General features: G+C 50.0%; 15 protein-coding genes. 4 read left to right on the top strand and 11 right to left on the bottom strand.

Annotated features, from left to right (window positions below; genetic code table 11):
* Positions 1 to 78 precede the first annotated feature (78 nt).
* Entirely contained in the window at positions 79 to 2,802 is a 2,724-nt protein-coding gene (copA, locus tag E2566_RS06075; RefSeq protein WP_107168373.1) for a copper-exporting P-type ATPase CopA, read from the top strand.
* A 95-nt stretch (positions 2,803 to 2,897) separates the two neighbouring features.
* Here copA and E2566_RS06070 read toward each other — a convergent pair whose 3' ends face one another.
* Both E2566_RS06070 and E2566_RS06065 read right to left on the bottom strand, forming a co-directional pair.
* Positions 2,898 to 3,329 carry a type II toxin-antitoxin system HicB family antitoxin gene (locus E2566_RS06070; protein ID WP_107168374.1) on the bottom strand — a complete coding sequence of 144 codons (432 nt, stop codon included), beginning with the start codon at positions 3,327 to 3,329 and terminating at the stop codon, positions 2,898 to 2,900.
* Between the two features lie 22 nt (positions 3,330 to 3,351).
* Positions 3,352 to 3,534, bottom strand: a complete 183-nt coding sequence (locus tag E2566_RS06065) for a type II toxin-antitoxin system HicA family toxin (RefSeq protein WP_039485998.1) — start codon at positions 3,532 to 3,534, stop codon at positions 3,352 to 3,354.
* 187 nt (positions 3,535 to 3,721) lie between these two features.
* Between E2566_RS06065 and E2566_RS06060 the strand changes: the two genes are divergently transcribed.
* Together E2566_RS06060 and ybaK are read left to right on the top strand one after the other, a co-directional pair.
* Positions 3,722 to 4,531 (top strand): TraB/GumN family protein, encoded by an 810-nt coding sequence (locus E2566_RS06060; protein WP_107168375.1) that lies wholly within the window; start codon positions 3,722 to 3,724, stop codon positions 4,529 to 4,531.
* Between the two features lie 79 nt (positions 4,532 to 4,610).
* On the top strand, positions 4,611 to 5,090 hold the full coding sequence (gene ybaK / locus E2566_RS06055; protein WP_107168376.1) for a Cys-tRNA(Pro)/Cys-tRNA(Cys) deacylase YbaK: 480 nt from the start codon (positions 4,611 to 4,613) through the stop codon (positions 5,088 to 5,090).
* A gap of 298 nt (positions 5,091 to 5,388) precedes the next feature.
* Here ybaK and E2566_RS06050 read toward each other — a convergent pair whose 3' ends face one another.
* From E2566_RS06050 to ushA, 7 genes are all read right to left on the bottom strand, one after another.
* Positions 5,389 to 6,771: a glycoside hydrolase family 28 protein gene (locus tag E2566_RS06050; RefSeq protein WP_107168377.1), complete on the bottom strand. Its 1,383-nt coding sequence runs from the start codon at positions 6,769 to 6,771 to the stop codon at positions 5,389 to 5,391.
* 268 nt (positions 6,772 to 7,039) lie between these two features.
* On the bottom strand, positions 7,040 to 8,026 hold the full coding sequence (gene yjiA, locus E2566_RS06045; RefSeq protein WP_107168378.1) for a GTPase: 987 nt from the start codon (positions 8,024 to 8,026) through the stop codon (positions 7,040 to 7,042).
* Positions 8,027 to 8,042: 16 nt separating this feature from the next.
* Positions 8,043 to 8,246, bottom strand: a complete 204-nt coding sequence (locus E2566_RS06040; RefSeq protein WP_005976130.1) for a YbdD/YjiX family protein — start codon at positions 8,244 to 8,246, stop codon at positions 8,043 to 8,045.
* Between the two features lie 145 nt (positions 8,247 to 8,391).
* Positions 8,392 to 10,545, bottom strand: coding sequence for a carbon starvation CstA family protein (locus E2566_RS06035; protein WP_107168379.1), 2,154 nt, complete (start codon positions 10,543 to 10,545; stop codon positions 8,392 to 8,394).
* Between the two features lie 292 nt (positions 10,546 to 10,837).
* Positions 10,838 to 12,835: a discoidin domain-containing protein gene (locus E2566_RS06030; RefSeq protein ID WP_107168380.1), complete on the bottom strand. Its 1,998-nt coding sequence runs from the start codon at positions 12,833 to 12,835 to the stop codon at positions 10,838 to 10,840.
* A 163-nt stretch (positions 12,836 to 12,998) separates the two neighbouring features.
* Positions 12,999 to 15,029, bottom strand: a complete 2,031-nt coding sequence (locus tag E2566_RS06025) for a discoidin domain-containing protein (protein ID WP_107168381.1) — start codon at positions 15,027 to 15,029, stop codon at positions 12,999 to 13,001.
* Between the two features lie 235 nt (positions 15,030 to 15,264).
* Positions 15,265 to 16,914, bottom strand: coding sequence for a bifunctional UDP-sugar hydrolase/5'-nucleotidase UshA (ushA, locus tag E2566_RS06020; RefSeq protein WP_107168382.1), 1,650 nt, complete (start codon positions 16,912 to 16,914; stop codon positions 15,265 to 15,267).
* Between the two features lie 670 nt (positions 16,915 to 17,584).
* Here ushA and ybaL point away from each other — a divergent pair.
* Entirely contained in the window at positions 17,585 to 19,270 is a 1,686-nt protein-coding gene (ybaL, locus tag E2566_RS06015; RefSeq protein ID WP_107168383.1) for a YbaL family putative K(+) efflux transporter, read from the top strand.
* A gap of 111 nt (positions 19,271 to 19,381) precedes the next feature.
* Here ybaL and hemH read toward each other — a convergent pair whose 3' ends face one another.
* Both hemH and adk read right to left on the bottom strand, forming a co-directional pair.
* The gene (hemH, locus tag E2566_RS06010; RefSeq protein ID WP_107168384.1) at positions 19,382 to 20,344 is read right to left on the bottom strand and encodes a ferrochelatase; all 963 of its coding nucleotides are present in this window, start codon (positions 20,342 to 20,344) and stop codon (positions 19,382 to 19,384) included.
* Positions 20,345 to 20,690: 346 nt separating this feature from the next.
* Positions 20,691 to 21,335 carry an adenylate kinase gene (gene adk, locus E2566_RS06005; protein WP_107168385.1) on the bottom strand — a complete coding sequence of 215 codons (645 nt, stop codon included), beginning with the start codon at positions 21,333 to 21,335 and terminating at the stop codon, positions 20,691 to 20,693.
* Between the last annotated feature and the right edge of the window lie 98 nt (positions 21,336 to 21,433).

Raw genomic sequence — 21,433 nt, 5'->3', positions numbered from 1 at the left:
CTTACTCAATAACTAGTAGAAATCAGATAGCCGGTCAACGTCTTTCACCTCCGGCTGTGATCACGGGAGAAAATTGTTATGTCACAAACCATCGTGTTGTCCTTGCAGGGGCTGACCTGCGGGCACTGTGTTCAACGCGTTAAAAAAGCACTGGACGCGCTACCTGCTGTCGAACAAACCGACGTCACCCAACAGTATGCCAGAGTCAGCGGAGCCGTTGATTCTCAAACGCTGATCGACACTATCGAAAAGGTTGGTTACGACGCGCAACTCGCCACCACGCCGGATGTGTCTCTCCAGCTTTCCGGCCTGAGCTGCAATCACTGCGTCGCCGCGACACGTAAAGTGCTGGAAGCCATTCCCGGCGTCGTGGCAACGGATGTCACTACAGAGCAGGCCGCCGTGTATGGCAACGTTGAGGCCACGGTACTGATTAGCGCGATTGAAGAAGCCGGCTATCACGCCAGCGTACAGGAGAGCGCTCACCCAAAAACTGAGCCGCTGGCACAGGTAGCGACAACGCCGGAAGCGCTGCCAGCGGCCGAGAAAACTCTTCCGGCAACAACCACATCGTCCACCAACGATGACGACAGCGTACAGCTCCTGCTTCAGGGCATGAGCTGCGCCAGCTGCGTAAGCCGCGTACAGACGGCGCTGCAAAACGTCAGCGGCGTTACGCAGGCGCGGGTAAATCTGGCAGAACGCAGCGCGTTAGTAAGCGGTCACGCTGAGCCTGAGGCGCTGATTGCTGCCGTTGAGCAAGCAGGCTATGGCGCGGAAATTATTCAGGACGAAGAAGCGCGCCGGGCGCGCCAACAGCAAACGGCTCAGCAGGCAATTCGACGTTTTCAGTGGCAGGCGGCGCTAGGTTTGCTGCTTGGTGTCCCCCTGATGCTGTGGGGCGTATTGGGCGGCAGCATGAGCCTGACGCCAGAAAGCCGCACACCATGGCTCGTCATCGGTATTCTGACGCTGGCGGTGATGGTGTTTGCTGGTAGCCATTTTTACCGTAATGCCTGGCGTAGCTTGAAAAACGGTACCGCCACCATGGATACGCTGGTCGCGCTGGGAACGGGCGCGGCATGGCTTTACTCTATCACCGTCAACTTGTGGCCGGATCTTTTCCCGATGGCGGCGCGCCATCTTTACTACGAAGCAAGCGCGATGATCATTGGTTTAATCAACCTGGGTCATGCGCTGGAACAGCGCGCCCGTCAGCGATCTTCACGTGCGTTAGAACGGCTGCTGGACTTAACACCGCCTACTGCCCGCGTCGTGACGGCAGAAGGAGAAAAATCCATTCCGCTGTCAGAAGTCCAGTCCGGCATGACGTTGCGCCTGACAACTGGCGATCGTATTCCTGTCGACGGTGAGATTTTGCAAGGCGAAGTGTGGGTCGACGAAGCCATGCTGACCGGGGAACCGATCCCGCAATCTAAAACAACTGGCGACAACGTTCACGCCGGCACATTGGTTTCCGATGGCAGCGTTCTCTTCCGGGCTGACGCAATCGGCAACCAAACTACCCTGTCGCGAATCATCAGGCTGGTCAGACAGGCGCAAAGCAGCAAACCCGCTATCGGCCAGCTAGCAGATCGTATTTCTGCCGTGTTTGTTCCCGTCGTCGTTGCCATCGCGCTTCTCAGCGGTGCGATCTGGTTCTTTGTCGGGCCACAGCCGCAGATAGTCTATACGCTCATTATCGTCACAACGGTTCTGATTATTGCTTGCCCCTGTGCGCTTGGGCTGGCAACGCCGATGTCGATTATTTCCGGCGTTGGACGTGCAGCGGAGTTTGGCGTTCTGGTTCGGGATGCCGATGCCTTGCAACAGGCCAGCAAGTTGGATGTGTTGGTGTTTGACAAAACCGGGACGCTAACCGAAGGGCAGCCGCGCGTCGTAGCGATTCATACCGTCGGTGATGTCACGGAAGCACTGGCGCTAACCTGGGCAGCGTCGTTGGAACAGGGATCTCATCATCCACTGGCGAAGGCAATTCTTGAACGTGCGGAAAACCTTACGCTCGCGCAAGTCGAGCAGTTCCGCACGCTGCGTGGTCTCGGCGTCAGCGGCAAGATCTCGGATGTCGATCTACTGCTGGGGAATCCAGCACTGCTCACACAGCATCAGATTGATATCACCGAAGGTGAAACGCTGATCAACGAGCAGGCTCAGCGCGGCATTACGCCGGTGTTGCTCGCAGCAAATGGTCACATCATTGCGGTATTCTCTATTCACGATCCACTGCGAGCGGATAGCGTCAGCGCATTGCAACGTCTACACCAGCAGGGCTATCAATTAGTTATGCTCACAGGAGACAACCCACTCACGGCAAGGAGCATTGCTAAAGAAGCCGGTATCGATCAGGTGATTGCTGGGGTGCTGCCAGACGGCAAAGCAGAGGCTATCAAAAAGCTACAGGCGCAAGGCAAACGCGTGGCGATGATTGGCGATGGCATCAACGATGCACCCGCACTGGCGCAGGCCGATGTCGGCATTGCAATGGGCGGCGGCAGTGATATCGCGATTGAGACCGCCGCTATCACGCTGATGCGCCACAGCCTGCACGGTGTCGCCGATGCACTAGCACTCTCCAATGCCACGCTGCGCAACATGAAGCAAAACCTGCTGGGCGCGTTTATCTATAACTCGCTGGGTATACCGATTGCCGCAGGCGTGCTCTACCCGCTGACCGGAACGCTGCTCAGCCCGGTCGTCGCCGGTGCCGCGATGGCGCTCTCCTCTATCACGGTGGTCAGCAACGCCAACCGCTTGCTGCGCTTTAAGCCTAAAAGCCAGTAATGCAAACGCGGCACGTCTCAACAACGCGCCGCGTTTTCCTTTGCCGAACATCGTCACGATATTTATCGCTGGCAACCAGACCTATTCAACCGCGCTCATTCCAGCTCATGGCGTGCGGCTTCTGCCAAAAAATGGCTGCGATCGCGATAAGTACCCGGCTGCTCTCGCACGCGATTATCAATACGCTGTATCAACGTATCGGGAAGAGAAATGTTCAATCGCTGTGGCTTTCCCTCAAAAGCTGATAGATCGATATCCAGCACGAACCAACTATCATAGTCCGCAAAATCTGGCATCGCCGCATAGATGAGGTGTCCAGCGTCATTAAGTCGTCTAATGTCCAGATTTCCACGGCTCACGGCTTCATCAATAAGAGTTAAAATCGCTTCCCGCGCCATGCGTGCAATCTCTTGCTGGCTGTCCGCCGCAGAGAAGCAACCGTAATCATCAGTACACAATGCCGGAACGATCAGCCCATATGCCGTAGCATCATCTTTTGGCGTTTCTACACCGACTGAAAAAAACATATTGCCTCCGAAAAGGCGGGGATCAGATCCCCGCCATTTTTTTGATGGATTTGACAGTTCCAAGTGGTAAATCCTTTTTTGGATGCGGCACTGGAAACGTTTTTCCAGTAATAGGCGACCACCATATTTGGTGACTCCCGCCGTTATGCCGTTTGCACTCACAACCTGCCGCTGCCAGCTCCTTTATCAGGTCGGTTGATTTCATGTATCCTCCTAACCTGACTTTCATTATACACACCAATACACACCCATCAATATTTTACGCATAGGGAGAATCGATAGGAAGTGAGTAGCCAAACACGTAGGCTTCCGCGCCCTTAGGATTGGTACCCCTTGTATTGTTCCGTATCTAGCGTTTAGCATAGTTGTTCACACATCAGGAGACGGAACCAATGGGGCAACTGCTGCGTAGGATCGCGACTTTTCTTGGCTTTGTTTCACCGCTAGCTTATGCCTACCCGGCGATAGACGTTCAACTCACTAACAAACGACAGTTGCATCTGGTCGGCAGCATTCATATGGGCAGCCAAGATATGGCACCGCTGCCCGCTACGCTGCTACAACAACTTCGACAGGCAACCGCTCTGATCGTAGAAGCCGATATCTCTGATTCTCATTCCCCCTTCGGTAAGAATGATGCCGAGCCACCGCTCGTACAGCGCCTCAGTCCAGAAAACTATCGCCAGTTGCAAAAAATCTGCGAATCGCTCTCTTTCGATGAGAGCACGGTCAATACGCTTCCGGGCTGGCAGGTCGCGCTGATGCTACAAGCAAGACAGGCCCAACTGCTGGGCTTACGCCCCGACTGCGGCATTGATTATCAGTTGATTAATGCTGCAAAATCTCACGGCATTCAGGTTATCGAACTGGAAGGACAGCAGACGCAGGTTAATCTGTTACAGCAACTGCCTCAGGGTGGCCTGTTGCTGCTGGAAGATACGATTCAACACTGGCACGCCAATGCCCGTCTGCTGCAAACGATGGTAGGCTGGTGGCTAGACAGCAGACCAGGAAAATATAAACCGGAGATTCCCGCGACGTTCAGCAATGAGATGTCCGACCTGCTGATGGGTCAACGTAACCACCGCTGGCAACAACAGCTTCAGGCGCTACCACCTGGAAATTACATTGTGGCCGTCGGCGCACTGCATCTGTATGGCGATGAAAATTTACCTTCTCTGCTAAAAAGTAGCCATTCATAAACTCAGTAAAAGAACACACTATGACGTGCCACCGCGTCCGTAAGATAAGGCCCACAAAAGGTTTAAGGATAGTGAAGTCATGACACCCGCAGTCAATTTACTCGAAAAAAACAAGATCGCCTTTACGCTACACAGCTACCACCACGACAGTGACGAAACCAACTTTGGCGAGGAAGCGGCCAGAAAGCTGGGGCTGAATAAAGAACAGGTTTATAAAACGCTACTTGTTTCCCTGAATGGTGATGCAAAAAACCTCGCCGTGGCCGTCACACCGGTCGCAGGGATGCTGGATCTCAAGAAAGTCGCTCGCGCGCTGTCTGCTAAAAAGGCCGATATGGCCGATCCGGTCATCGCCCAGCGTGTAACGGGTTATCTGGTGGGAGGAATCAGCCCACTCGGGCAGAAGAAACTACTGCCGACCGTGATTGATGAACCGGCACGCCAGTTCGATACCATTTTCATCTCCGGCGGTAAACGAGGATTGGACATTGAACTATCGGCAAACGATTTGGCACGGCTACTGCGTGCCACTTTTGCTGATATCGCCAAACATGATTAATTACTGCGGTTAAACAAGCGTAGCCTGCCAGACGATAGGTAGTAAAGTGAAGCAGATAGCAGAGGACTCCACGGCCAGTGTGTCCCCTGCTACCGCTTCATATACTCGTCATACTTCAAGTTGCATGTGCGTTGGCTGCTCTCAGTCACCCGAATCACTTACTTGAGTAAGCTCATCGGGATGCCTTCCCTTGCCGCGTTATTCGGCCTTGTGGCCTCACCCCTTTGGGGTCAGCGCAAGCGCTGTTCAAAACGTTAACGTTTTGTCCTGAAACTCGAATTATTTAGGGTATAATCGATTACTGATCGACTTTCGCCCCTTTATCCAACTGCATCACCAGACCGTCCTTCACATTCAGCGTCAGTCCTTTGGTTTGTAGCTCCGCGTTCCTGATGCGAATACCTTTATCCGCATCAATGCGCACGTTATCAAAGTGGAAACCACTGAGTGGCGCTTCCGGTACGCCGATAATGTACGCTGCGGCTTTGGTCTTCCCGGTCGATTCCAAATTCTCGATCGTCACATTGCTGAAATGCGGCGTCTTGTACTGATCGAACGGCTGCTCTGGATCGGTATCCGGTGGGTAAATCTGCTCACCCATCGTGAAGCCACCTTCGGCCAGCATCTTATCTACCTCAGCCTGCACAATCGGCGCAGCTTTGTAGTAAGCGGCAAAGACCAGCGGGATTTCGACATCCACCATTTTGGTATTACGGTAAGTGATGTTTTTCACTTCGCCGCCTTTACCACGCAGGGTTTTAATGCGGATACCGTACATGGAACCTTCAAACTGGTTGTTTTCAACCAGCACGTTATTCACGCCGCCAGACGTTTCGCTGCCGATGGAAATGCCGCGTCCCTGCTTCAGGATATTGTTGGCGATGTAGATGTTATCCACGACACCATTCGGGAAGCGGCTATCCGGCTTCTCGGCTTTTATCGCGATATGGTCGTCATTACAGTCAATGTAATTATTAGTAATGCGGATGTTCTGGCTATCAATCGGGTCGATAGCATCGGTGTTCGGCGCATGCCACGGTGACAGAATCCGCGTACCGTTAACATCCACATCGTGCGAGTAACGCATCACAATATGGAAGCTAGGGGAATGGGTGAGTGTGACACCATCCACCAGCACGTTGCTGGAGCTTTTGATATAAATCAGACGGGGACGATCGGTCCCGCCTTTCTTGCCAGTCGCACGAATATTCTCACGCCAGCGCTCCCACCAGACAGCGCCCTGCCCATCAATAGTGCCTTCGCCGGTAATCGCCACGTTCTGCGCATCGGCAATACTGATAAAGGGAAGCCAGCCATTTTCCGCTTCAGCGTATTTAGTTTTTTCCGTCGCGCGATACGCCGCGACTTCGGTCGACGCGACGATAGTGGCATCTTTTGCCAGATCCAGTCGGATGTTACTTTTCAGGAACAGCGGATCGACCAGATAGTTACCGCGAGGAACATGTACCGTTCCACCGCCAGCCGCAGCACAATCATCAATTGCCTTCTGGAAAGCTTCGGTATTTAGCGCGATCTGTAGGCGATGGCCTTCAGCCCCGTATTGCGTGACGTCACAGATTTTATCCGGGAATTTCACTGAACTGGCCGCCTGTGCCGTACCAGCTTGAATACCCAGTGTGATGCAGGAAGCCATTAATGACAGAGCAAGACCACTACGCATACTTAACCTCGCAGAATAATGAAATATCGTTTTAATAAAATATCACCAACACATCATTAAAAAGCGAGGGGCGATCACGTTTTAGCTCTATTTGTAATAATTACAATAAGGTAGGATTTTTTTCAGGCAATTGCACTATTCCCATTCTGAGAATCAGCACTCCCCCGTCAGACAGAATGCGACACAAGCAGAACCAGGAATAGAACGAGAATAGGATTGAAGAGATGATAGTGCTGGCCTGAATGACCAGCACAAAAAGGCAGAAACGTTATGCCGTCAGACGAGCGAAAGCATCACGGATTTCCTGTTCAGGTAAATCCACACCAATAAACACCAGCACGCTCTTTCTTTCTTCATCAGCTTGCCATTCTCTGTCCCAGTCTGCGCTATACAAGCGCTGAACGCCCTGAAACAGCAGACGACGGTCGTCACCGTTGATGGCCAGAATACCTTTATAACGCAGTAGATTATCGGAGAATTGTAGCAGCAAGTTTTCCATCACATCGGAAACAGCCTGAAGCTCAACGGCATCATCAAGATACACAACTATCGACTGCACGTTATTCTGCGTAGGTGCAACAAAGCGAAATACCGGCGTTTTCACATCCAGCTTGTCGCTGAGGACAAAACCGTCGATGTTAAACAGCACGCTCAGATCGATATCGCCATGTACCACAGAGTAGATCGGTGCACGCGCATTGATGCGCTGAAGACGCGGTAGCAGCGTTTCGTCTTCGGCTGCCACGTCGGTTTTGGTTAGCAGTATGCGGTCTGCATAGCCAATCTGCGACTGGGCGATAGTGAACTGATCGAGCTGTTGCTGCGCATGTACGGCATCCACCAGCGTAATAATCCCGTCCAGCACAAAGCGTTCACAGATAACGTCATGCGAGAAGAAGGTCTGTGCCACCGGCCCCGGATCGGCCATACCGGTGCATTCAATGATGACGTGATCAAAATCCAGCGTACCGGTATCCACACCATCAACCAGATCGAGCAGCGCATCAGCCAGCTCATTGGACTGTGTACAGCAGATGCAGCCGTTGCTCAACGTCGTAATCTGGCTAGCACGTTCACCGATTAATGTATTATCGATGGGGACTTCACCGAATTCGTTTTCAATCACAGCAATTTTATAACCGTGATCGGCATTCAGGATATGCCGTAGTAAGGTGGTTTTTCCTGCACCGAGAAACCCGGTCAGAATAGTGACATACACGGGTTTAGTCACATCAGATGATAAAGGTTCAGTCATAACAGATTCCAAGTCGTTAACAGCAACGCATCCCGCCTTTGCCGTCTCCGCCGTAACGTGCCTGCTGGCGTTCGCGGAAGAATTCTTCGTACGTCATCGCAGGTTTATCGGGATGATTAGTCTGCATATGCTGAACATAGGTATCATAATCTGGCATACCGACCAGCATACGCGCCGCCTGGCCCAAATATTTTCCTGCTTTTCCCAGATTGCCAAACATCATTACCTCCAGACCATCGCCTGCAATAGCGGCTAGATAAAAAATACCCTGTATAACGTTATACATTATACAGGGTATCTATACCCGTCATCTTTCGCGTTCAGCCTTGCAAGCGGTCTCGCAAAATCTGACGGGCGCGAGTGGCTTAGTGACCGGAAGAAACTTTCACGCCACCTTCAGGAACCGGAACATACGGTGTTTCCTGATCGGTACGTTCAGCGACTTTACGTGCAGCCAACGCCGCTTTAATACCGTACGCGATGATGCTGTACACCACGATCAGGAACAGAATGCTCAGACCGGCGTTGGTATAGTTATTGGTCACGATATGGTTCATATTCGAAATCTGCTGCGCGCTCAGATCCGCACCACCTTCTGCAATTTTGCCCTTGAACATGTTCGCCATGTAGAAGAAGCCTTCCAACTGTGGGTTGTCGCTGAACAGTTTCAGACCCAGCGCCCAAGTGGTACAGATCAGTAGCCAAATAGCCGGAACCAGCGTGACCCAAATGTACTGTGTACGTTTCATCTTAATCAGGATAACCGTACCCAGTATCAGCGCCACCGCAGCCAGCATCTGGTTAGAGATACCGAACAACGGCCACAGGCTCTTCACGCCGCCCAGCGGATCAACGACACCTTGGTATAACAGGTAGCCCCACAGACCGACACAGCCCGCGGTGCCGATCATACCCGCGATCAGCGAGTCAGTTTTCTTCAGGAATGGAACGAAGTTACCCAAGAGATCCTGCAACATGAAGCGGCCAGCACGCGTACCCGCATCCAATGCCGTCAGAATGAACAGCGCTTCAAACAGAATACCGAAGTGATACCAGAAGCCCATGTCAGCACCAGGAATGATCTGGTGGAACACGTGTGCGATACCAACAGCCAAGGTTGGTGCACCGCCTGCACGGTTCAGGACGGAAGGCTCACCGATATCTTTCGCCGTTTGCAGAATTTGCTCAGGAGAAATCACGAAGCCCCAGGAGCTAACAGTCGCCGCCGCGTGTGCGGATACATCCTGTAACTGCGCCAGAATCATTGGCGCATCCGCCGTGCCCAATCTATGCAGATCTGGCATCGTAATACCCAACGCCGCTGGCGGGGTATTCATCGCGAAGTATAGACCTGGTTCGATGATAGACGCCGCAACCAATGCCATGATCGCCACGAAAGATTCCATCAGCATGGCACCGTAACCGATGAAACGCGCATCGTTTTCGTTAGCCATCAATTTCGGCGTAGTACCGGAAGCAATCAACGCGTGGAAACCAGACACCGCACCACAGGCGATCGTAATAAACAGGAACGGGAACAGCGTACCTTTCCAGACTGGACCAGTGCCATCTACAAACTGCGTTACCGCTGGCATTTTCAGATCAGGATTCAGGATCACGATACCAATTGCCAGACCGACGATGACACCAATTTTCAGGAAGGTCGCCAGATAGTCACGCGGCGCCAGAATCAACCATACCGGCAGCAGCGCAGACACGAAGGCATAGCCAATCAGCGTATAGGTGATGGTTGTATCTTTGAAGGTCAGCGCTGGGCCCCAGTACGGGTCGTGTGCCACTACGCCACCAAACCAGATTGCCAGCACCAGCAGTACGATCCCGATCACCGAGATTTCACCGACTTTACCCGGGCGGATAAAGCGCATGTAGACACCCATAAACAGCGCGATCGGCACTGTAGAACAAACGGTAAAGACGCCCCACGGGCTTTCTGCCAGTGCTTTCACCACAATCAGCGCCAGTACGGCAAGAATGATGATCATGATAAGGAAGCAGCCGAACAGCGCAATCGTACCCGGTACTGGACCAAGTTCTTTCTTAACGATTTCGCCTAACGACGCGCCGTTACGACGGGTCGAAATAAACAGCACCATGAAGTCCTGCACGGCACCCGCCAGCACAACCCCCGCCAGCAACCATAAGGTGCCAGGCAGGTAACCGACCTGTGCGGCCAGTACCGGCCCGACCAACGGACCTGCACCGGCGATAGCGGCAAAGTGGTGCCCGAACAGCACGTTACGGTTCGTTGGCACGTAGTTAAGGCCGTCGTTATTGACAACAGCAGGGGTTGCTCTGGTTGGGTCCAACTGCATGACTTTTTGTGCGATATACAGGCTGTAGTATCGATAAGCCACGAGATAAACGGCGACAGAAGCAACAATAATCCATAAGGCACTGACATGCTCACCGCGACGTAGTGCGACTACGCCGAGGCAGGCAGCCCCAATGATTCCAAGAATCATCCAGGGGATGTGTTTAAGAATGGAATTGCTCTTCATAAGACATCCTTCAATTAAAAATCACAATCGTTTGATTTTGTTAGCTGTGGAAAAATAAACCCTGGTAAAGCGTTGTGCGATAACGCGAGCCATCGCGTATTTCAGATAAGGAAGAGAGTGGCGGCACAGTACGTCATCGCGTACGCGCGTGGAGCAGGTATTTGGGTAGGCGGCAGAATAGCGTGCTAAGCGGTTAGAATGACGCAGTGAGTGGCTGGAGAAAAATGGGGCTACATCAAAAAGAGAAGGCCGCGAAATTCGCGGCCAGTAAAGAGTTGAGTATCGTGAGCGATTACGGAACCTGATACGCCAGTTTGTAATTACCCGCCGTCGCGGTGCGGAATGTCACGCTGTCGGTGCGCCAACGGATTTCCACTTCCGCAGGGGATTGCACTTTCCAGCTAGACGCATCGTTGACGTTCAGCGCCAGCCGGTCAATGGTCGCGACATCTGCCACCGGATCGGTGATATCAAGTGCGAATGCAAACGCAAGTGAGTCCGGTACACCATTGTTGGATGCAAACAGTTGCGCCCACTGTGCCAACGTAATTGCGCCGAGTTCAGTTGGCGTCATACCGTCTGCAATCAGCGCCGTTGCGCCTGCCGTATCTACTGACAGCGCACCAACATCAACCCATACCCCATTGCGCAAGACATGCCAGTTCACCAGATCTCGCGTGACGGCGACACGTACTTTGCCGTTGCCAGTTTGTGTTGCTGTTAGCGTTGCGGAGTTGATTTGAGGCCATGTGGCGGGCATCAGTGATTTTTGAATTGCAATTTGCGTATACGGGATATACGACGAAAATAAATCAATTTGAGCATTGCCAACAACCTTGATTGGTAGCATGTCAGAGATTGATTTATCTGGTATCCAACCTGAATTAATGAAGCCGCTATCAAAATCGGCCGAGGATACCTCAGTCAATACACCGTTATTTGCAGAATACCATTTACCCTTGCTACCAATTAGAACATTTTCAGGCTGAAATAAGTTAAATTTCTTCAATGTTAAATAATTATTACCATTACAACCAGCAGTAACAAACAACCGGAAACTTTTATAGGTTCCCGGGGATGGCAATCTATAAATACGAACAGCACCAAGCGTATTATTGATGTCATTATTTACGACATGCAAATTATCCCACGTATTGCCACCATCATTAGAACCCTGAAAAATCCAGTCCTTTGGACCATTATTATAAATGGCCGTCCTGTTAGCAAAACTATAACTGGAAATTGTCGCAGGGGCTGGAAGATCAACCCTAACCCAATGAGGATTAGCTACAGTCGCAGCATTTAGCCCGCCCCAAGAGTCATATTCATTGCTAGATAAATTATTGTCATTATCAAATGCAAAGTAAGGTAAAAATTGAGGTCTGGACATATCACTAGCACTAATAACATATCCAAGTGGATTGGTATTTGATGTCATCTTCGGAACAACAGATTTTTTAGCAACGGAAATATTAATATATTTTCCATCTGCTCGAACTGGCACAGAGTAGACATCCTCATCTTTATTAAGCCTGAGCACTTCACCAGAAAACTTATGCATTTTTCCATCCAAAATAACCGCACCAGTCGCGTTGTAATTTGGCTCACTCGATGCATTAAACTCATCAACAATATAAGTCTGGTTTGCCGTACCCGCTTCTTCTTTCAGCGCATACGCCGCGAGATTAAATTTATTTTGTGGGCTCATGCTGAACACGTGATTTTGTCCTGCCGTTGCGCCCTGTCGGTCTGCGACAACATAACCGGAACTGCCGCTGCCGGAACCGCCGCCCGTGGCGCTAATTACTGTTTTCTCACTCGCAGGGTTATAGCTCAGCGTCACGCCCGTTCCTGCTTCCAGTGAGGAATGGATGAGCTGTTTTGTTTTTTGCGTGTAGTCGGTGATTTCCGCTGTGGTATGAGTATGTCCTACCGCGGCTGCCCCCATTTGCGCTGGCGTTAGTGAAAGATCACCGCTGCCCAACAATGACTGGCCAAAGAGCGTACGGATAGTAGTGCCAGAAATTAACTCATCCTGCTTCGCATTCCAGACTGCTTTTTCATCCGATGTGACAAATTTTCTGGTGGCCGTTTCGGTAATCTGATCGGCCGTATAATCTCCAGACTGGGCAGTAACAACACCAGTCCGCCCGAATACAGAGGCGACACCAGAAACACCGGGTTCTTGCCCGCTTCCATTATCAGAATGGCAGCAAGTGTGAGGATGAACAGTACATGTTGATTTACCGGTGCTGTCACAGACATTGATTTCAATATTAATATCTTTCATGGTGCTGATAACTCCGTTGATAAAAGGCGTCAGGAGCATCGTTTATTTGGCGGGGGAATTATTTTAAAGTGATTTATTAATCTATTTATTCTTTTTATATGAAACACAGATGCAAAAAAGCCGCGAAATTCGCGGCCAGTAAAGAGTTGAGTATCGTGAGCGATTACGGAACCTGATACGCCAGTTTGTAATTACCCGCCGTAGCGGTGCGGAATGTCACGCTGTCGGTGCGCCAACGGATTTCCACTTCCGCAGGGGATTGCACTTTCCAGCTAGACGCATCGTTGACGTTCAGCGCCAGCCGGTCAATGGTCGCGACATCCGCCACCGGATCGGTGATATCAAGTGCGAATGCAAACGCAAGTGAGTCCGGTACGCCATTGTTGGATGCAAACAGTTGCGCCCACTGTGCCAACGTAATTGCGCCGAGTTCAGTTGGCGTCATACCGTCTGCAATCAGCGCCGTTGCACCTGCCGTATCTACTGACAGCGCACCAACATCAACCCATACCCCATTCCGCAAGACATGCCAGTTCACCAGATCTCGCGTGACAGCGACACGTACTTTGCCGTTGCCAGTTTGCATAGACACAAGACTAGCTGAGTTGATGGAGGAATAACTAGCTAAAGGTGTTAGTGATTTAGATATGACTATTTGAGAATATGGAGTAAACGATATATTTACCTTTAAGTCTTCATTAGAAATAACTCTTATATCATTTCCAAAATTGAGAACACCAGGAATATCAGCAACATAATTTCCTTTCATCTCAATTGTCGAACTGTCTATATCCCCCACTATTTCCTCTAGATCTGAACCTTGAATGGAATAGTTCTTTCCTTTAAAATTAAATATAAATTTACTCAAAGAAAAAATCTTAAAGCCAGATAAAGAAACATATTTATCTACTGTAGAACCATTCTTTTCAGTAATTAGCATCCTAAAAATTTTATATGCTGTGTGATTTTTAAACTCAAATACTCTAACTGACCCGGCGATATTATCCCCATTCCCAACAATAGAATGTAAATCAACCCAAGAAATACCATCATAACTCCCCTGAAAAACCCATGAGTTAGGAGAATTCACGAATTGACTATCAACTCTATTTGTAATTTTATATCCAGTGCATACTACTGGTTCAGGCAGTTCAATACTAATCCATATTGGCGCTGACACTGATGGTGATCTACGGTGATCAGAAAACCAATTAGTATCAGGATCATTATCAAATAGAACATATGGTTTATATTCAAAACCATTTTCTATAAAATTACCACTAGAGCCAAATACATAATTACCGAGATTAGTGTCAGACGTCATGGACGGAATTAATGATGATGTCATCGACATAATACTTATATTCTTCCCTTCATTAGGGATAACGTGACTGAAATTACTACCATCATAAACCAGCGAGGAAACCCCACCGCGGTATAAATTTACCGAGCCATCAAAAATAACATCTGCCGTTGTATTATAATTTGACTCACTCGATGCATTAAACTCATCAACAACATAAGTCTGATTTACCGTACCCGCGTCTTCTTTCAGCGCATACGCCGCGAGATTAAATTTATTTTGTGGGCTAATGCTGAACACGTGATTTTGTCCTGCCGTTGCGCCCTGTCTGTCTGCGACAACATAACCGGAACTGCCGCTGCCGGAACCGCCGCCCGTGGCGCTAATTACCGTTTTCTCATTCGCAGGGTCATAGCTCAACGTCACGCCTGTTCCTGCTTCCAGTGAGGAATGGATGAGCTGTTTTGTTTTTTGCGTGTAGTCGGTGATTTCCGCTGTGGTATGAGTATGTCCTACCGCGGCTGCACCCATTTGCGCTGGCGTTAGTGAAAGATCACCGCTGCCCAACAATGACTGGCCAAAGAGCGTACGGATAGTAGTGCCAGAAATTAACTCATTCTGCTTCGCATTCCAGACTGCTTTTTCATCCGATGTGACAAATTTTCTGGTGGCCGTTTCGGTAATCTGATCGGCCGTATAATCTCCAGACTGGGCAGTGACAACACCAGTCCGCCCGAATACAGAGGCGACACCCGAAACGCCGGGTTCTTGCCCGCTTCCGTTATCAGAATGGCAGCAAGTGTGAGGATTAATCAGGATAGGAGGGTGAACGGTACATGTGGATTTACCTGTGCTGTCACAGACGTTGATTTCAATATTAATATCTTTCATGGTGCTGACGACTCCGTTGATAAAAGGCATCAGGAGTGTCGTTTATTTGGCGGGGGAACTATTTTAAAGCGAATTAAGAAAAAAATAATATAATTTAACAAGTCACATCAATTAATTATATTATTTCAATTTAACAGCTAAGGGACTAAATAAAACATATTTCTTGAAGATCCCTCAGAGAAAAAACAGCGGTTTTCGCCACCAGAAAAGGGGAAAAAACCGCTATTATTATCAGTTATTTATAAACAATCTCACCTTTCGGGGCATAGGCTTCTGCATCCAGCGGAGAATGTTTCTCGATGTATTGCTTCAACACTTCCGCATCGACAAAGCCAGTGTTCACATAGCCTGGTAGATTATCAAGACGCGGGTAGCCATCGCCCCCCATCGCATTAAAGTTCAGCGTTGCCATACGATAAACTTTATCGGCCTGCAACGGTTCGCCTTTGATTTTCACGTTCTGCACACCTTGACCATCGGCCGTCAGGCTGACGTTAAGGAATTGTGCATAGGCACCAGAATCCACCTTTTTATTGGCGGCAACAGCCAGATATTTTTCGACGTCACTGCCTTTCATATCGATATAAACCAGCGTATTCGCAAATGGCTGAACCTTCAGTACATCTTTATAAGTGATATCACCCGGTTCAATCGAATCACGCACACCGCCGCCGCTCATAATGGCAAAATCTGCCTCTGCACGCTCAAGCTGCGCTGACAGCAGCACGCGAGCCAAATTGGTCTGACGGAAACGTACCTGATTACGATCGCCTTCCAACTTGCCTTTCACGCTACCAATCTTAATACCTAGTTGCGCCTGCCCTTTTTCCTGGAACGGCGTCAGCATTTTCATGACGTCAGAATCCTGTGCGATTTCATGCGTATAGAACACACGTTCGGTTTTGCCGTCTTTTTCTACTTTCTTCTTCAGGTTGATCGGTATCAGTTGATAGTGTTCAAGCTTCAATTCGCCATTACGGAATGTGAAATCAGCACGACCGACATATTTACCCCACTCATGCGCCTGAACAATCCAGGTGCCGTTCTGGCGATCGGGTGCACAAGGCGTACCCGGCACATAATCCACCTGTTTTTTATTTTCCTGCGCCATACAGACCGGGTCCTGCGAGTGACCACCAACGATCATGTCCAGATAGCCAGCAGGTAAGCTACGCGCCATTTCCACATCACCTGGCGCGTTAGAGCCGTGATTACCATCGTCATAGTGCCCCATATGCGTCGCGGCAATAATCACATCCGGTTTTTCGCTCTTACGCAATTGCTCAACAACCTGCTTCGCTTCCGCCGAAGGATTACGGAATTCGATATCGGTAAAATACTCAGGATTGCCTAATTTGGCCGTATCATCCGTTGTCAGGCCGATAACTGCGATTTTTACACCTTGCTTGTCGAACAGGGCATAAGGCTTGAACAAGCGCTGATTAGTACTTTTTTGGTAGATGTTAGCCGATAATAGCGGGAATTTTGCCCATTTCTCCTGCTGACGCAGCACAGACAGTGGATTATCGAATTCGTGGTTGCCAAGCGCCATCGCATCATAGCCAACCATGTTCATACCACGAAAATCAGGCTCTGCATCCTGCAAATCGGACTCAGGTACGCCGGTGTTAATATCACCGCCGGAAAGTAGTAATACGCTACCACCTTTGCTCGCCACTTCCTGACGAATCTGGTCGACCAACGTTTTTTGTGCCGCCAAACCATATTCGCCGTGATCGTTATGCCAGAAATGGCCGTGGTGGTCATTCGTATGCAAAATAGTGATGGCGTATGTTTTGTCTTTTTCCCAAGCCATTGACATAACAGGCGTTAGCGCCAGCGATACCGCCATCGCACATCCCAGAGCTTTTAGTGAAAAGCGCATGATAAATCTCCGTTTATTTTAAAACTGCAGTGGAACCACTGAGAAATTCATTGCACAAATTATCACAGCCAGATGAACAATGCGCCAAGCACGTTCACGCCGTTCGTCAGCAATGTGCGATAGCCGACAAAATCAGATTAGGCATCGTAGCTAGAGTCATATCGTACTGACCTGGCACTGTCGTCGCGCCGTCATGAACTCTTGTTAATATGGATGCTTCATCGGAATAACCCAGCATCATACCGTTTATCCTCTGTTTTCCGGGGTTTTACACCGGTAGAAAATTTTTTTTCACTGAATACAGTGAAAAGCAGTGAGGCATTACAGTCAAGAACATTACGCTATCAGAATAATTACGCATGTTTATCAATGCTTATCACCAGAAACCATCACTAAATCTGTGTTACACTATCTTTAGCTGGAGAAACTGATATTTTTCATAAAATACCACTTTTATCCAAGCAACATTTCTCTACATGCAATAGAATTTATGTATACCCAGAATAATTGGCGTTGCAGGCAGACAGCAAACGAACACCTCCCAATACACTTTTCGATACATATAATAAAAGTGATAAGGATGCGTAAGTACTGCTAACTACGTTGCAGCTTCAAGGCAAGAAGGGTAAATCCGCTCAATTACGTTTCACCTATGGCACAAGGAGTTGGGATGCATGCTGCAACACCGCTAATTTCTACTATCGCCGGGGGGCTGGTTCTTGCCTTCCTTCTTGGCATTCTGGCAAACCGCCTGCGCATCTCTCCCCTTGTTGGTTACCTTGCCGCAGGCGTACTTGTCGGTCCTTTTACCCCCGGCTTCGTCGCCGATACGTCACTGGCATCAGAACTGGCTGAACTCGGCGTAATCCTGCTGATGTTTGGCGTCGGCCTGCACTTCTCTCTGAAAGACCTGATGGCGGTAAAGTCCATCGCCATTCCCGGTGCAATAGCCCAGATAGCTGTGGCAACGCTGCTTGGAATGGGGTTGTCCACTATGCTGGGCTGGAACCTGGCGAGCGGCCTGGTTTTTGGCCTCTGTCTGTCTACCGCCAGTACCGTGGTTCTGCTACGTGCGTTGGAAGAACGTCAGCTTATTGATAGCCAACGTGGTCAAATCGCCATCGGTTGGCTGATCGTAGAAGATCTGGCTATGGTGCTTACGCTAGTCCTGCTGCCCGCCTTCGGCGACATGATCGGATCTGAACATGCCGATACCAGCAAACTGCTGGCTGACTTAGCCTGGACCATCGGTAAAGTCATTGCGTTTATCACCCTGATGATTGTAGTAGGCCGCCGTCTGGTGCCCTGGGTGTTGGCAAAAAGCGCCAGCACCGGATCACGCGAGCTTTTCACGCTGGCAGTGTTAGCGATGGCATTGGGTATTGCCTTTGGCGCAGTGAAACTGTTTGATGTCTCCTTTGCTCTAGGTGCATTCTTCGCTGGCGTGGTATTGAACGAATCAGAACTCAGCCAGCGGGCAGCGCACGATACCTTGCCGCTACGCGATGCCTTCGCTGTACTGTTCTTCGTTTCCGTCGGAATGCTGTTTGATCCGATGATCCTACTGAACGACCCCATTTCCGTGCTGATCACACTGGCAATCATTGTGTTCGGTAAGTCAGCGGCCGCTTTCGTGCTGGTTCGTCTCTTTGGTCACTCAAAACGGACGGCATTAACGATTTCCGCCAGTCTGGCGCAGATCGGTGAATTTGCCTTTATTTTGGCCGGGCTCGGCATTGTGTTAGGGCTGTTGTCTGAAGAAGGACGAAATCTGGTACTGGCTGGTGCCATTCTCTCCATCATGATAAACCCGCTCCTGTTTACGCTGCTTGAACGCTATCTGGCGAAGAACGAAACAATAGAAGAGCAAATTGTGGAAGAAGCGATTGAGGAAGAGAAACAGATTCCTGTCGATATGTGCAACCACGCGCTACTGGTCGGCTATGGCCGCGTCGGTAGTCTTATTGGTGCCAAGTTGCATCAGGCTGGAATTCCCGTAGTAGTCATTGAGAATTCACGCACACGTGTCGATGCACTGCGTGAACAAGGAATCAAGGCCGTATTGGGTAATGCCACCAAACCTGAAATTATGGATATTGCTCGTCTCGACTGTGCTCGTTGGCTATTACTGACGATTCCAAACGGCTATGAAGCCGGGGAAATCGTCGCAGCAGCCCGTGAGAAGCGCGCCGATCTGGAGATTATCGCGCGTGCGCACTATGACGATGAAGTCAGCTACATTACCGAGCACGGAGCGAACGAGGTGGTAATGGGAGAGCGGGAAATCGCCAACAGTATGATTACACTCTTGAAGCTGGATGAAATTCCACCAGCACCTCAGGCGTGTCCTATCTAAGTAGCTATATACTACTGAATACAAAAAATGGCGGACACATTATGTCCGCCATTTTTTTATGCTCTCAGATGCAGACGCGATATCGTCAAGCACCACCAAACAGACACCATCTTACCCATTTTTTCCGACTAACTGTTCCAGCAGATCGATATGCAGCGGATCATCATTGAGCGCAGGAATGTAGTGGAAAGCCTCTCCACCTGCGTGCAGGAAGATTTCACGGTTCTGTTCCTGAATTTCTTCCAACGTTTCCAGACAGTCAGCAGCAAAACCCGGGCACATAATCTGAATATGTTTAACGCCCTGCGCAGGCAACCCCTGCATGGTTTCGTCCGTATACGGCGTCAGCCAAGGCTCACGGCCAAAACGCGACTGGAAGGTCATCATTATTTTTCCTTCCGGCAGCCCCAGCGCAGCAATCAGTGCCTCTGTCGTCGCCCGACAGCGCTGAGGATAGTCGTCCCCTTCATTGGCATAACGCACAGGGATACCGTGATAAGAAATCACCAGTCTGTCCGGTTCACCATGCTCCGCAAAAGACTGTTCAACGCGGTGCTTCAGTGCCGCAATATAGGCAGGATGTTCAGCGTAATCACGGATAAAGCGAATCGCAGGCAGTTGACGATTATCACGCAGTTGCGCAGCTAGCCCATCCCACACGGCGGCAGTCGTTGAGCAGGAATATTGCGGATACATCGGCAAGACCACCAGTTGCGTTACCCCCTGCGCCAGTAACTTATCCAGCGCTGAACGCAAGCTAGGAGAACCATAGCTCATTCCCAGCTCAACGGGCGTTTCCGGCATGCGTGCAGCCAGTGCCTGCTGCTGCTGGCGGCTAATCACCAACAGCGGCGATCCCCCTTCCATCCAGACCGATTGATAGAGCTTTGCCACTCGCGGTGAGCGAGTTGGTAGTATGATGCCGCGCAGCAGAGGCCACCAGAGCAAACGCGGCGTATCCACCACACGTCTATCGCTCAGAAACTCAGCCAGATAACGTCTTACCGCCTGCGGCGTTGGGGCATCGGGTGTTCCTAAGTTCACCATCAGCACGCCGTATTTCTCTTGTTTCATCGCCGTCTTCCTTTTGTGGAGAAGCAAGCTTTCTTTCAGCCCGCCAGTGCGTAACATCAAGTGTCTATACCCTAAATAATTCGAGTTGCAGGCAGGCGGCAACCGCACGAATCCCCAGGAGCTTACACAAGTAAGTGACTGGGGTGAGCAAGGGAAGCCAACGAACATGCAGCTTGAAGTATGACGGGTATATTGTAGCGAAAAAAAGCTAAACAAATACGGGTAGATAACAGGGGTAATACCAATGCTACTAATAGAGGAAAATAAACAAGAGAGGGTTTCAGAACGAAAAAATGCCAGACGATTATCTGGCATTCAGAGGGTGGAACTCAGTTCACTAGAAAAATTAGCCCAGAATAGTTTCCAGCTCTGCGCGAACTTCTTCCACTTTACGCGTACCTTCTACTTTGAAGTAGCGCGTATTACCCGCATCAGCTTCTTTTTGATAGTAAGAAACTAACGGTGCAGTCTGCTGATGGTACTCAACCAGACGTTTACGCACGGTATCTTCCTGATCGTCCTTACGAATGCTCAGATCTTCGCCTGTCACGTCATCTTTGCCTTCAACTTTAGGCGGATTGAATTTTACATGATAGACACGACCGGATGCCGCATGCACGCGACGGCCAACGATACGATCGATGATCAGTTCGTCAGGAACGGCGAATTCGATAACGTAATCCACATTGATGCCAGCGTCTTTCATCGCATCAGCTTGTGGAATAGTGCGTGGGAAGCCATCCAGCAGAAAACCATTACGGCAATCGTCCTGGGCGATGCGTTCTTTAACCAGAGCAATGACCAGTTCATCAGTGACGAGTTTACCCGCGTCCATGATTTCTTTAGCCTGTTTGCCCAATTCAGTACCCGCTTTTACCGCAGCACGCAGCATGTCACCCGTGGAAATCTGCGGAATACCGTATTTTTCCATGATGAATTGAGCCTGAGTACCTTTGCCTGCGCCCGGAGCGCCCAGCAGAATAATACGCATCGCGTAAATCCCCTTGCTATGTAATATTTATAAAATAAATTTGAAAAACGCTAAACCATACCATTCCAGACGCTTATGCTCAAGGAACGGGCTCGCTT

Source organism: Pectobacterium punjabense (assembly GCF_012427845.1).
Lineage (GTDB): Bacteria > Pseudomonadota > Gammaproteobacteria > Enterobacterales > Enterobacteriaceae > Pectobacterium > Pectobacterium punjabense.
Note: the sequence above shows the minus strand (reverse complement) of the source record. Positions and strands in the feature narration are given on the sequence as shown.